Source organism: Sphingomonas abietis, assembly GCF_027625475.1.
In the GTDB taxonomy this organism is placed as follows: domain Bacteria; phylum Pseudomonadota; class Alphaproteobacteria; order Sphingomonadales; family Sphingomonadaceae; genus Solisphingomonas; species Solisphingomonas abietis.
Window position 1 is genome coordinate 3,131,018 of record NZ_CP115174.1, and the last position, 11,765, is coordinate 3,142,782.

Below are 11,765 nucleotides of genomic sequence, written 5' to 3' on the forward strand. Positions count from 1 at the left end.
GACTTGGCCCCCGCCCTTCCCTAGATCGCGCGCATGGCGCAACGCTTTCACAAGATGCACGGGCTGGGCAACGACTTCGTCGTGTTCGACGCGCGCGTCGCGCCGGTCGAGATCACGCCGGCCCGCGCCCATGCGATCGCCGATCGCCACACCGGCATCGGCTGCGACCAATTGATCGTCATCGAGCCTTCCACGGTGGCCACCGCGCGGATGCGGATCTGGAACGGCGACGGCAGCGAGGTGGAAAGCTGCGGCAACGCCACCCGCTGCGTGGCGATGCTGCTCGGCGACGGCGCGACCATCGAGACGCTGGGCGGCATCCTCGACGCGACGATCACGAAAATCGGCACCACCGGCGCCGCCAGCGTCGACATGGGGGCGCCCCGTTTCGACTGGGATGCGGTGCCGCTCGACTATCCGATGGACACGATGGCGCTGCCATTGGCGTGGGACGGGCTGGCCCCGATCGCCCCGCCGATCGCGCTGAGCGTCGGCAACCCGCATGTCATCTTCTTCGTGCCCGACACCGATGCGGTCGATCTCGAAGCGGCGGGCCGCCCGATCGAGCATGATCCGGTGTTCCCGGAACGGATCAACGTCAACGTCGCCACCATCGAGAGCCGCAGCCGCATCCGGCTGCGCGTGTGGGAGCGCGGCGCCGGCGCGACGCTCGCCTGCGGCACCGGCGCCTGCGCCACCGCCGTCGCCGCGATCCGCTCGGGCCGCGTCGACAGCGGCGTCACGGTGGCGCTGCCCGGCGGCGAACTGGTGATCGACTGGCAACCGGGCGGCACGATCCGCATGACCGGCCCCGCCACCCATGTCTTCACCGGCGAACTGGACATGGACGCCTTCCCGGCATGACCGAGATCGTCACCCTCGGCTGCCGCCTGAACGCCGCCGAAAGCGAGGCGATGCGCGCGCTGGCCGGCGACCAGGACGATCTCGTCATCGTCAACAGCTGCGCGGTGACGGCCGAGGCGGTCAAGCAGGCCCGCAAGGAGATCAAGCGCGCCGCCAAGCGCCGGCCCGGCGCCCGCATCCTCGTGACCGGCTGCGCGGCGCAGGTCGAGCCGCAGAGCTTCGCGGCGATGCCCGAGGTCACGGCGGTGATCGGCAATGGCGAGAAGCGGACGGCGGCAAACTTCCTCCCCTCGCCGCTCCAGGTTCGCGTGTCCGACATCATGGCGGTGCGCGAGACGGCGCCGCATCTCGCCGCCGGCTTCGGCGATCGCGCGCGCGCCTTCGTCGAGGTGCAGAATGGCTGCGACCATCGCTGCACCTTCTGCATCATCCCCTATGGCCGTGGCCCGTCCCGCTCGGTTCCGGCCGGCGCCATCGTCGACCGCATCAAGGCGCTGGTCGACGAGGGCTATAACGAGGTGGTGCTGACCGGCGTCGACACCACCAGCTACGGGCCGGACCTGCCCGGCGCGCCCACGCTCGGGCATCTCGTCGAGCGGGTGCTGACGCTGGTGCCCGGCCTCGCCCGGCTGCGCCTGTCCTCGCTGGATTCGGTCGAGATCGATGAGCGGCTGTTCGCGCTGGTGACCGGGGAGAGCCGCGTCCAGCCACATCTCCACCTTTCCCTGCAAGCCGGCGACGACATGATCCTCAAGCGCATGAAGCGCCGCCACAGCCGCGCCGAGGCGATCGGCATGGTCGAGCGCCTCAAGGCCCGCCGCCCCGAGATCAGCATCGGCGCCGACCTGATCGCCGGCTTCCCGACCGAGACCGAGGCGCAGGCGCAGAACAGCCTCGCCCTGCTGGAAGAGTGCGACATCGTCCACGCCCATGTCTTCCCCTTCTCGGCCCGCACCGGCACGCCTGCCGCGCGGATGCCGCAGCTCGACCCCATGCTCGTCACGGCGCGCGCGCGCCGGTTGCGCGAGGCGGCCGCGCTGCGTCGCCGGCATTGGCTCCGCACGCTGGTCGGCACCGATCAGTCGCTGCTGGTCGAGCGGCTCGACGGGCGCGGCCACACCGCCTGCTACGCGCCGGCCCGCCTCGCTTCGGGCGCCGCGCCGCGCGGGGCCGCCACCAACGCCATCCGGCGCGGCGATGTCGTCGCGATCCGCATCACCCATATCGAGGACGACATGCTCGTCGGAGACGCCCTTTGAGCGATACCCCCGCAATACCGTGGCACGACAAGCTGGCCGCCGGCTTCCGCCGCACCTCCGAGCGGCTGGGCGGCAATCTCTCCGGATTGTTCACCAAGGAAAAACTGGATCGCCAGACGCTCGACGAGATCGAGGAGGCGCTGATCGCCTCCGATCTCGGCCCGGTCACCGCGATGCGCATCCGCGACCGGCTGGAGAGCGAACGCTACGACAAGGGCCTGGACGAGGCCGGCCTGCGCCAGATCGTCGCCGACGAGGTGGCCAAGGTGCTCCGCCCGGTCGCCAAGCCGCTGGAGATCGAGGCGTTCCCGCGGCCGCAGGTAATCCTGGTGATCGGCGTCAACGGATCGGGCAAGACCACCACCATCGCCAAGCTCGCCCACCTGCTGCAGGAGCAGGACTATCAGGTGATGCTGGTCGCCGGCGACACCTTCCGCGCCGCCGCGATCGGCCAGCTGAAGGTGTGGGCCGAGCGCATCGGCGTGCCGATCATCACCGGCAAGGAGGGCGGCGACGCCGCCAGCCTGGTGTGGGAAGGCGTGAAGCAGGGCACCGCGATCGGCACCGACGTGCTGATCGTCGACACCGCCGGCCGCCTCCAGAACAAGGCCGGGCTGATGGACGAGCTCAGCAAGATCCGCCGCGTGCTGGGTCGGCTCAACCCGGCGGCGCCGCATGACGTGGTGCTGGTGCTGGACGCCACCACCGGCCAGAACGCGATCAGCCAGATCGAGATCTTCGGCCGCGACGCCGGCGTCACCGGCCTCGTCATGACCAAGCTCGACGGCACCGCCAAGGGCGGCGTGCTGGTTGCGGCGGCGGAGAAGTTCGGCCTGCCGATCCACGCGATCGGCGTCGGCGAGACGCTCGACGACTTCAAGCCCTTCGATCCCGACGAGGTGGCCGGGCTGATCGCGGGATCGCGGACGACGGTGAAGTAAGGCGGCCTGCAAGTAAGCGCCGGTTCACACCCCGATGCTAGATTTCTCGTTCGTCCCGAGCGCAGTCGAGGGACGTTGCGCACGCCGCAGAGGCGTGCCTCGACGGCGCTCGGCAAGAACGGTTGAGTTGTGGAGAAGATTGTCTTGAGTTCCACCACCATCGCCAAGCCCGAACCCGGGCCGTTGCTCCGCCTCGCCCTCGATCTCGGGCCGCTGGTGGTCTATTTCGTCGGCTATGCGCTGTTGAAGCATGTCTATCCGAGCGCGCCCGGCACCGCCGCCGATCCGCGGGTGATCTACGCATCGACCGGCCTGTTCATGGCCGCGACCCTGGTCGCGATGCTGTTCTCCTTCGTCCGGCTCGGCCACGTCTCGCCGATGCAATGGTTTTCCGCGGCGATGGTGCTGGTGCTCGGCGGGCTGACGCTGGCGTTCCAGAAGCCGTGGTTCATCCAGGTCAAGCCGACGCTCTATTATCTGATGGTCTCGGGCATCCTGTGGTTCGGGCTGTGGACCGGCAAGCCGACGCTCAAGCTCGCGCTGGGCAGCGCCTATCCGGGGCTCGACGCACGCGGCTGGATGCTGCTGTCTCGCAACTGGGCGATCTTCTTCATCGCGATGGCGGTCGCCAACGAATTCGTCTGGCGCCATTTCAGCTTCGATTTCTGGATCGGCTACAAATTATGGGGTGCGATCCCGGCGACGATGATCTTCGCGATGGCGAACCTGCCGATGCTGCTCAAGCATGGCCTCGGCGCCGAGACGCCCGCCGAGGTGATCGCGGATCGGCCGCCGGTGGAGTGAGAAGCGTGGCGGTTGGATGGCCCCACTTTTCCCACGTCCGTTCGGTCGATCCCGCAAACACAAAAAAGGGGCCGCGCGTCGGATGACGCGCGGCCCCTTTGTGCTGACCGGGGTCAGGCGCCCGGCTGGTCGGCGCGGCTGGCGCCCTCGCCGTCGAGATTCTGGGCGACGAAATCCCAGTTGATCACGTTCTTCAGCACCTTCTCGGCGAAGTCCGGCCGCGCGTTGCGGTAATCGATGTAATAGGCGTGCTCCCACACATCGAGGGTGAGCAGCGGCTTCATGCCCTCATGCACCACCGGGGTGTCGGCATCGTGGAGCGACGTCACCTTGAGCGCGCCGCCGTCGAGCACCAGCCAGGCCCAGCCCGAAGCGAAGTGGCCGACGGCCTCTTCCTTCAGCTTGGCGATCAGCGCGTCCTGGCCACCGAAATCCTCGATCAGGCCGGCGAGCTTGCCCTCGGGCTTGGTCGAACCGGCCGGTGCGAGGCACTGCCAGAAGAAGCTGTGGTTCCAGATCTGGGCAGCATTGTTGAACAGGCCCTTGTCGCCCTTGTCCTTGGCGAGCCTGGTGACCTCGAGCAGGCTCTTGCCGGCGAGGCCCTTCTCCTCCTCCCAGCCATTGACCTTCTGGACATAGGCATTGTGATGCTTGCCATGGTGATAATCGAAGGTCTCGGCCGACATGATCGGATCGAGCGCAGTCTTCTCGAAAGGCAGCGGGGGAAGGATGAAGGCCATCGGGCGTCTCCTGGTATCTTGAGGGGAATCCGTTCGCCGTCCCTAACGCCTCCCAACCCAAAAAGTGCAGCAAAAAAGGCTGTTGCGAGCCATTCTCACAGAACGGAGGCGAAACGGATCGAGGTTCCCGGCGGGTGACTCCGTCTATGGCATGAGAGCGGGGGATTGGTTCTTCCATCCCTCAACATCCGGAAGTCCCCCCACCGATTCCCCGCTCTCACCTCAACTGGCGCGTTCCAGCAGATCGTGGCGCCGCAGCGCATGGCGCAACTGGTCGTAGGTCAGCGACAACGCCGCCGCCGTCGTCCGCTGGTTGAAACGACAGCGCTTGAGCGCCGCTTCGAGCAATTTCCGCTCATAGGCCTCGCAGGCCGCCTTGAAGTCGTTGATCTCGGGCTCCTCGACCACCGCGACGGGCCGAGCCGGGCCGGGCTCCGCCGTCATCGCCGGCTTGGCGGCAGCGCCCTGCGGCCGCCATGGCGAAGCGAAGGGGTCGAATTCGATCGCGTCGATCGGCCGATCGAGATCGGTCCAGCGATAGACCGCACGTTCGATCACGTTGCGCAGTTCACGGACATTGCCCGGCCATTCATAGCCGACCAGCGTCGCCATCGCCTTGGCGCCGAAGCCGGGAAAGCGCGGCCAGTCGAGCTCGGCGGCCATCCGCCGGCCGAAATGTTCGGCCAGCACCGGAATGTCGCCCTCGCGATGGCGCAGCGGCGGCAGCGTCACCACCTCGAACGAGAGCCGATCGAGCAGATCCGCGCGGAACCGCCCCTGCTCCACCAGCGCCGGCAGATGCTCGTTGGTCGCCGCCACGATGCGGACATCCACCCGGATCGCGCGAGAAGAACCGATCCGCGTCACCTCGCCATATTCGACCGCGCGCAGCAGCCGCTCCTGCGCGCCCGACGAGAGCGTCGCCAGCTCGTCGAGGAACAATGTGCCGCCGTCGGCCTCCTCGAAGCGCCCCGCCCGCGCCTTGGTGGCGCCGGTGAAGGCGCCCGCCTCATGCCCGAACAATTCCGCCTCAATCAGCGTCTCGGGCAGCGCCGCGCAGTTGAGCGTCACCAGCGACCCAGCCCAGCGCGGCGAGAGATGGTGGAGACGCTCGGCGATCAGCTCCTTGCCGGTGCCGCGTTCGCCGATCACCAGCACCGGCCGGTTCAGCGTCGCGGCGCGGCTGGCACGCTCGACGGCGTCGAGAAAGGCGGTCGATTCGCCGATGAACTTGGTGTCGCGATCCATGGCCGCGGAGTTGGGACAATTCGCCAACACTTGGCAAGAGGCGCGACGTGCCTTGCCGTTATAAGACAGCAGAAAATGGCAGAAAATCGGGCTTTCCAAAAATTGGCACGCTCTCTGCAAAGCTGTTTCCATCACCGCCTCGGCGCGGTTCACGAGATCGGATTTGGAGACGCGACATGTTCACCTTCGATGCCACCGAGCGCAGCCGGATCAGCGTCGCGCTCCTCACCCTGGTCGCGACGGCCGCAGCGAGCTTCGTCTGCGTCGCCGCCGCCGTCGGTCCGGCGCTCGCCTGACCGATGCAGGCCGGGCGGGACATGTCCCCGTTCCGTCCGGCCACCCCTTCCGAGAATTTCTAGCAGGAGTACCAGATATGGGAATTTTCTCCCGCACTCGCGACATCATCGCCGCCAACGTCACCGACCTGCTCGACAAGGCCGAGGATCCGGCGAAGATGATCCGCATGATCATCATGGAGATGGAAGAGACGCTGATCGAGGTCCGCGCCTCGGCCGCCCGCACCATCGCCGACCAGAAGGAGATGCGCCGCCACATCGCCAAGCTCGACAAGCTCCAGGAGAGCTGGACCGAGAAGGCCGAGCTGGCGCTGAGCAAGGGCCGCGAGGATCTCGCCAAGGCCGCGCTGCTCGAGAAGCAGAAGGCCGGCGATATGGCCGACCGCCTGAAGGAGGAGATCGCCGTGCTCGACGAGGCGCTCCAGTCGTCCGAGGCCGACATCGCCAAGCTCCAGAACAAGCTGCGCGAGGCACGCGCCCGCCAGACCTCGATCGTCGCCCGGCTGGAAAGCGCCCACAATCGCTACAAGCTGCGCGAGATGACCAACGGCCCCAAGATCGACGAGGCGTTCGCCCGCTTCGAGACGCTGGAACGCCGCGTCGATTTCGCCGAGGGCCGCGCCGACGCCGCCGGCATGGGCGCCGCGCCCAAGACGCTGGACGAGGAGATCGCCGAGCTGCGCTCGTCCGAGAAGGTCGATGCCGAGCTCGAGGCGCTGAAGGCCCGCATGGGCAAGACCGTCGGCCAGGAGGGCTGATCCGATGGAGGATACGCTCGTCCCGATCGTCGTCTGCGGCATTCTCTTCCTCGGCCTGCCCTGGATCATCTTCCACTATGTCACCCAGTGGAAGCGTGCCCGCGGCCTTTCGATCGAGGACGAGAATCTGCTCGACGGCCTGCACGATCTCGCAAGGCGGCTCGAAGAGCGCCTCGCCACGATCGAGCGGATCGTCGCCGCCGACAATCCCAACTGGCGCCCGTCGGTCCCCGATCGCAACGAGCGCAGCGGCCCTCGCGAAGTCCATCGCGATACCGACGACTGGCAGGGCCGCGCCTGACCGCGCCGACACCGACACGATAGAAGAGGGAGATTCCCGATGTCCGCTCGCTACACCAAATTCTATCTCGACAAGCGCAACGCCAAATGGCTCGGCGTCTGCTCCGGGATCGCCGATTATACCGGCCTCGACATCACCTTGGTCCGCGTCGCCGCGGTGATCCTCACCCTGATCGGCGGCTTCCCGTGGACGCTGATCGCCTATTGGGTGACGGCATGGCTCGCCTCCGACAAGCCGCTCGAGTTCGAGAGCATGAGCCGCGAGGATCAGCGCTTCTGGCAGAAGGCGCGGGTGACGCCGGGCAACAGCGTCCGCGACGTCCGCTCCAGCTTCCGCGACATCGATCGCCGGCTGAGCGACCTCGAAGTCTATTACACCAGCCACAATCGTCGCCTGGCCGACGAGATCGACAGCCTGCGCTGAGGCGCGAGGAACAAGGGGAGCAGACATGGACGTCGCCGCCATCGACCAGTTGATGCGACTGAGCGCGCCGACCGTGGTCGTCATCGCCATCGGGGTCACCGGATGGGTATTCACCACCTGGCTCAGGATCAAGAACGGCTATCCGCTGGAGAATGGCTGGGGCCGATCGGTCTATCCGCAGAAGAACGCGGAGACCGAGGAGCGGGTCAAACTGCTCACCCAGGAAAATGCCCAGCTGCGCGCCGAGATCGGCTCGGTCAAGGATCGCCTCGTCACCGTCGAGCGGATCGTCACCGACGGCGCCTACCGCCTCGACCGCGAGATCGAGACGCTGCGCGGCCCGGCCAACTGAAAGGACGCGCCATGAGCATGGTAGGATTGGTCGCGATTTCCGTCCCCGTGGTCGCCATCGTCGGCGGCGTAGTGGGCGAAATGTTCAAGCGCTGGGTGAAGTTCAAGGAGCGTGCGCTGGAGCTGACGACGGCGCAGGCAGCCGAGAAGGCCGCGCAATATGCCGCCAAGACCGAGCGGCTCGAGCAGCGGGTGGCGGTGCTCGAACGCATTCTGACCGACCGCTCTTCCAACCTCGCCGACGAGATCGACCGGCTGCGCGACAGCCCGCTCAACTAGGCCGATCGCCGAACGCAAACCTCTCCAGCAGGGAGACAGACGATGAACCATGGTGAATGGATGGTGGTGGTGATCGTGGGCATGGTGCTCGCCGCCCGCATCTACCGCGACCGCTGCGGGGGCATCCGCCAGACCCGCCGCGACACGTTCGGCGACACGCCCCGGCCACAACGCTTCGCCGATCCGGGCGCCCGCGACGACGACGCCGAGAATCGGCGCCTGCGCGAGGAGGTCCGTGCGCTCAAGGACCGCATCGCGGTGCTCGAACGGATCGCCACCGACAGTTCCACCCATCTCGATCGCGAGATCGAAGCCCTCCGCAACCGGCCCTGAGCCGGGCTGCTCCCCCCATCCAAGGAGTGATGCGATGACCGAGACCGTCTCCATCGTCACCCAGTCCCTCGCCGCCCTCACCGGGCTGGCGATGGTCACCATGGCCGCGCTCGCCGGCTGGCGCGGCTGGCTGGACCTTCAGCGCACCACGCTCACCATCGAACAGCATGCCATCGCCCCCGCCGAGCCGACCGCCGGCGCCCGCATCGAACTCGCCGATCTGCGCGAGCGCGTCCGCAAGCTCGAAGCGATCGCCGCCGGCATCGACCTGTGATCGGCGCGAGGGGTTCGGCCGGGTAGAGGCTTTTCGCCGCCCGGCCACGCTGCTACCGCGCCCTCCCATGACCAGCACCCTCGACGACATTCGCGACGAATATGAATTTCTCGACGCCGACGATCGCTACCGGCTGCTGATCGATCTCGGTCGCGCGCTGGAACCGATGCCGGAGGCGCTCAAGACCGACGCGACGCTGGTGCGGGGCTGTTCGGCCTCGGTATGGGTCTATCCCACCCAGCCGGACGGGGATCGCCTGCATTTCCTGGCCGATTCCAACGCCGCGATCACCAAGGGCATCATCGCGCTGGTGCTGCTGACCGTGCAGGACAAGCCCGCGGCGGACATCGCCCAAGCCGATATCGAAGCCGCGCTGGCGCCGTTCGATCTCAAGAATCAGCTCAGCTCGAACCGCACCCAGGGCATCCCCAACATGATCGCCCTTATCCGCGAGACCGCAACGCGCTATGCGGGGGCATGAGCGTGGCTAAGCGCAGGATCGTCCGACTCGGGGTCGCCATGGGGCTGGCATTGCTGCTCGCCGGCAGCGCCGTCGCCGCGGCCGTGAAGCCCGCCAAGACCTACCCCACCGGGCCGTTCGTGGTCGCCGGCCATGCACTCGCCGCCACCGACATCCTCGACGCGCGCGCGATCCCGGATATGGCGGGCAAGCCGTCGCTGATGATCACGCTGACGCCCGCTGCGGCCGCCGCGATCGGTGGTGCGGCGGGATCGAAGCTGCCCTGCACGCTCGACGCCAAGCCGCTCGGCACCAGCCCGGCCGATGCGCTGGCCGCGGATCATATTGTCGCGCTGTCCGGCGATTTCGGCGATTATGATGCGGTGTCGGCGCTGGCCCGCCGCATCTCCGGCCGCGACCCGCTGCCCGATTCGGAAGGCGACGACTAAAAGCCGGCGGTCAGGCTTCGGCCACCGACCCCAGCCCCAGCCGCTCGGCGACATCCTCCACCGGCGTCCCCTCTTCCACCAGCAGCCATTTGCCGGGATGCGCGGCATCGATCACGGTCACCGCGCCCTTGGGGCAGATGCCGAGGCAGCGCGTCTCGATCACGCCGAACGAGGATTTGCGCTTCTTGCCGCCGCCGAGCTTGCGGAGCAGCTTGGCGAGCGGTGCCCGCTTCTTCTCGCCGAAGCCGCCGCCCAGCTTCTTCGAGCATTTGGCGCAGACCAGTATCGTCGCCGACCAGTTGGAGCGGATGGTCGACTTCACGCCTGCCCCTGCCGGCGCTCGTCCGCGCTTCTCAGCACGTCCCAGGCCGCCTGGACCTGCCGGAAACGCTCCGCGGCGGCGGCGTCGCCGGGCTTCACATCGGGGTGATTGGCCTTGGCGAGCCGGCGCCATGCCGCCTTCGCCTCGTCCATCCCGGCGTCATTCTCCAGCCCCAGCGTCTCGAGCGCCCGCAGTTCGTCGCGCGAGAGGCGGCCATCGCCCGGCCCGGCCCAGCTATTATAGGAAGATTCGGCATAGCCGTCCGAAGTCCGCCGCTCGTTGCGCTCGCGCTCGGCGGCCTCCTCGGCGGAGAGGCCCTGAAAATAGTCCCAGTTGCGGTTATATTCGCCAGCATGTTCCTCGCAGAAATACCAGCGTTCGGGGCTGTTGGGGGATTTGGGAGCCGGGCGATCGCCGGGGCGATCGCAGCCGTGCCGATCGCACATGCGGACCTGGGTCGCGCCGCGCTCGCTGCCATAGCTGCGCCAGCGGGGGAAACCCCAGTCATCCGATCGAGTCTGCCGTCTTGCCATTCGGGTGTATCTAGGGATGCCGACGGCGTAACGCGACCGCGAAAACGCGAAAAATCAGACGGCCCTGCGTCGCGACAGCAGGAGGTCCACCACCCCCAGCACCAACAACAATCCAGCCGCCGCCAGCAGCGTGTCCATGCCGAAACGCAGCCGGCCGAAGGCGCCGAGAATACCGCCGACCAGCAGAGCGATCCACATTGCCAGCTGGAAGCCGAGATCGCCGGCCCTGGCATCCCTGCCGGCGCCGGCGAGCAGGATGCCGAGCTTCACCAGCGCCCCGGTGGCGTGGGTGGCGCCGGGCTGAGCCGATCCGGCATGAAGCGTCACGATGTTGGCGAGGCCCATGCCGACCGGCAGCAGGATCAGGCCGATGCCGGACCAGGGCGACTGGAACCCCCATGCGGCGACAGCGAGCACTATCGCCTCGACCAGCAGCAACATCCCACCTGCGAGCCTGCCGCCCACCTTCTCGGCGATCAGCGTGCCGATCGTGCAGCCGGCAACGAACAAAGCGATCAGCCCCAACGGCATGCCGACGCTCGCATAATCGCGATAAGCCAGATGCAGCGCCATCTGGGTGGTGTTGCCGGACATGAAGGAGACGAAATAACGCCCCGTCTCGGCGAGCCCTACGGCGTCGACGCAGCCGGCAATGGCAAGCAGCAACAGGACGGTGGCCTTGCGGTCAGGCGTCGAGACGTCAATCATCGACGCCTTGCTAGGGCTTCTGAACGGAAATCGCCAGAGGGTCTGTAAGCCGGGTTCTGTCCACCGATAAAATCGGATGGGCGACCATTCCTCTAGGGCCGGGATTGCTCCCGGCCTCCAGCAACCAACCCGGATCGCGAGGCGGAAGCGGCCCCATATGCGATCCCTATTCGGTCTTGCTCCCGGTGGGGTTTGCCATGCCGCCCCTGTTACCAGGGGCGCGGTGCGCTCTTACCGCACCGTTTCGCCCTTACCCCGTCGAAACGGGGCGGTCTGTTTTCTGTGGCACTTTCCCTAGGGTCACCCCCGCCGGGCGTTACCCGGCACCGTGCATTCCGTGGAGCCCGGACTTTCCTCGCCGTGCAAGCACGCCGCGGCCGCCCGACCCTCTGGCGAACGGCGCCCTAGCGGCTTGCGAACCG

General features: G+C 67.5%; 18 protein-coding genes and 1 other RNA gene. 13 read left to right on the top strand and 6 right to left on the bottom strand.

Annotated elements, in window-relative coordinates:
• The first annotated feature begins 33 nt into the window (after positions 1-33).
• From dapF to PBT88_RS14740, 4 genes are all read left to right on the top strand, one after another.
• Positions 34-864, top strand: a complete 831-nt coding sequence (gene dapF / locus PBT88_RS14725) for a diaminopimelate epimerase (protein WP_270076080.1) — start codon at positions 34-36, stop codon at positions 862-864.
• Complete coding sequence (mtaB, locus tag PBT88_RS14730) at positions 861-2,123, top strand: tRNA (N(6)-L-threonylcarbamoyladenosine(37)-C(2))-methylthiotransferase MtaB (RefSeq protein ID WP_270076081.1); 1,263 nt, start codon at positions 861-863, stop codon at positions 2,121-2,123. Before dapF ends, mtaB begins: the two co-directional genes overlap by 4 nt.
• Positions 2,120-3,064: a signal recognition particle-docking protein FtsY gene (gene ftsY / locus PBT88_RS14735; RefSeq protein WP_270076082.1), complete on the top strand. Its 945-nt coding sequence runs from the start codon at positions 2,120-2,122 to the stop codon at positions 3,062-3,064. Before mtaB ends, ftsY begins: the two co-directional genes overlap by 4 nt.
• A 144-nt stretch (positions 3,065-3,208) precedes the next feature.
• Complete coding sequence (locus PBT88_RS14740; RefSeq protein ID WP_270076083.1) at positions 3,209-3,868, top strand: inner membrane-spanning protein YciB; 660 nt, start codon at positions 3,209-3,211, stop codon at positions 3,866-3,868.
• A gap of 113 nt (positions 3,869-3,981) precedes the next feature.
• On the opposite strand, the gene PBT88_RS14745 is transcribed toward PBT88_RS14740, so the two are convergent.
• Both PBT88_RS14745 and pspF read right to left on the bottom strand, forming a co-directional pair.
• Positions 3,982-4,608, bottom strand: coding sequence for a superoxide dismutase (locus PBT88_RS14745; protein ID WP_270076084.1), 627 nt, complete (start codon positions 4,606-4,608; stop codon positions 3,982-3,984).
• Positions 4,609-4,830: 222 nt separating this feature from the next.
• On the bottom strand, positions 4,831-5,856 hold the full coding sequence (gene pspF, locus PBT88_RS14750; RefSeq protein ID WP_270076085.1) for a phage shock protein operon transcriptional activator: 1,026 nt from the start codon (positions 5,854-5,856) through the stop codon (positions 4,831-4,833).
• A gap of 373 nt (positions 5,857-6,229) precedes the next feature.
• On the opposite strand from pspF, the gene pspA reads away from it, so the two are divergent.
• From pspA to PBT88_RS14795, 9 genes are all read left to right on the top strand, one after another.
• On the top strand, positions 6,230-6,910 hold the full coding sequence (pspA, locus tag PBT88_RS14755; RefSeq protein ID WP_270076086.1) for a phage shock protein PspA: 681 nt from the start codon (positions 6,230-6,232) through the stop codon (positions 6,908-6,910).
• Between the two features lie 4 nt (positions 6,911-6,914).
• Entirely contained in the window at positions 6,915-7,211 is a 297-nt protein-coding gene (gene pspB / locus PBT88_RS14760; protein ID WP_270076087.1) for an envelope stress response membrane protein PspB, read from the top strand.
• A 39-nt stretch (positions 7,212-7,250) separates the two neighbouring features.
• Positions 7,251-7,634, top strand: a complete 384-nt coding sequence (pspC, locus tag PBT88_RS14765; protein ID WP_270076088.1) for an envelope stress response membrane protein PspC — start codon at positions 7,251-7,253, stop codon at positions 7,632-7,634.
• 52 nt (positions 7,635-7,686) lie between these two features.
• Positions 7,687-7,986, top strand: a complete 300-nt coding sequence (locus PBT88_RS14770) for a hypothetical protein (protein WP_270079279.1) — start codon at positions 7,687-7,689, stop codon at positions 7,984-7,986.
• An 11-nt stretch (positions 7,987-7,997) separates the two neighbouring features.
• Positions 7,998-8,264 carry a hypothetical protein gene (locus PBT88_RS14775; RefSeq protein ID WP_270076089.1) on the top strand — a complete coding sequence of 89 codons (267 nt, stop codon included), beginning with the start codon at positions 7,998-8,000 and terminating at the stop codon, positions 8,262-8,264.
• Between the two features lie 42 nt (positions 8,265-8,306).
• Positions 8,307-8,597, top strand: a complete 291-nt coding sequence (locus tag PBT88_RS14780) for a hypothetical protein (protein ID WP_270076090.1) — start codon at positions 8,307-8,309, stop codon at positions 8,595-8,597.
• Between the two features lie 34 nt (positions 8,598-8,631).
• Positions 8,632-8,871, top strand: coding sequence for a hypothetical protein (locus PBT88_RS14785; RefSeq protein ID WP_270076091.1), 240 nt, complete (start codon positions 8,632-8,634; stop codon positions 8,869-8,871).
• 67 nt (positions 8,872-8,938) lie between these two features.
• Positions 8,939-9,352: a SufE family protein gene (locus tag PBT88_RS14790; protein WP_270076092.1), complete on the top strand. Its 414-nt coding sequence runs from the start codon at positions 8,939-8,941 to the stop codon at positions 9,350-9,352.
• Positions 9,349-9,780, top strand: coding sequence for a hypothetical protein (locus PBT88_RS14795; RefSeq protein WP_270076093.1), 432 nt, complete (start codon positions 9,349-9,351; stop codon positions 9,778-9,780). Before PBT88_RS14790 ends, PBT88_RS14795 begins: the two co-directional genes overlap by 4 nt.
• A gap of 10 nt (positions 9,781-9,790) precedes the next feature.
• Here the strand turns inward: PBT88_RS14795 and PBT88_RS14800 are convergent, their stop codons facing one another.
• From PBT88_RS14800 to rnpB, 4 genes are all read right to left on the bottom strand, one after another.
• Positions 9,791-10,102, bottom strand: a complete 312-nt coding sequence (locus PBT88_RS14800) for a hypothetical protein (RefSeq protein ID WP_270076094.1) — start codon at positions 10,100-10,102, stop codon at positions 9,791-9,793.
• The gene (locus tag PBT88_RS14805; protein ID WP_270076095.1) at positions 10,099-10,635 is read right to left on the bottom strand and encodes a J domain-containing protein; all 537 of its coding nucleotides are present in this window, start codon (positions 10,633-10,635) and stop codon (positions 10,099-10,101) included. Before PBT88_RS14805 ends, PBT88_RS14800 begins: the two co-directional genes overlap by 4 nt.
• Before the next feature lie 54 nt (positions 10,636-10,689).
• On the bottom strand, positions 10,690-11,343 hold the full coding sequence (locus PBT88_RS14810; RefSeq protein ID WP_270076096.1) for a YoaK family protein: 654 nt from the start codon (positions 11,341-11,343) through the stop codon (positions 10,690-10,692).
• A gap of 29 nt (positions 11,344-11,372) precedes the next feature.
• Positions 11,373-11,736: RNase P RNA component class A (rnpB, locus tag PBT88_RS14815), an RNA gene on the bottom strand.
• Positions 11,737-11,765: the final 29 nt, after the last annotated feature.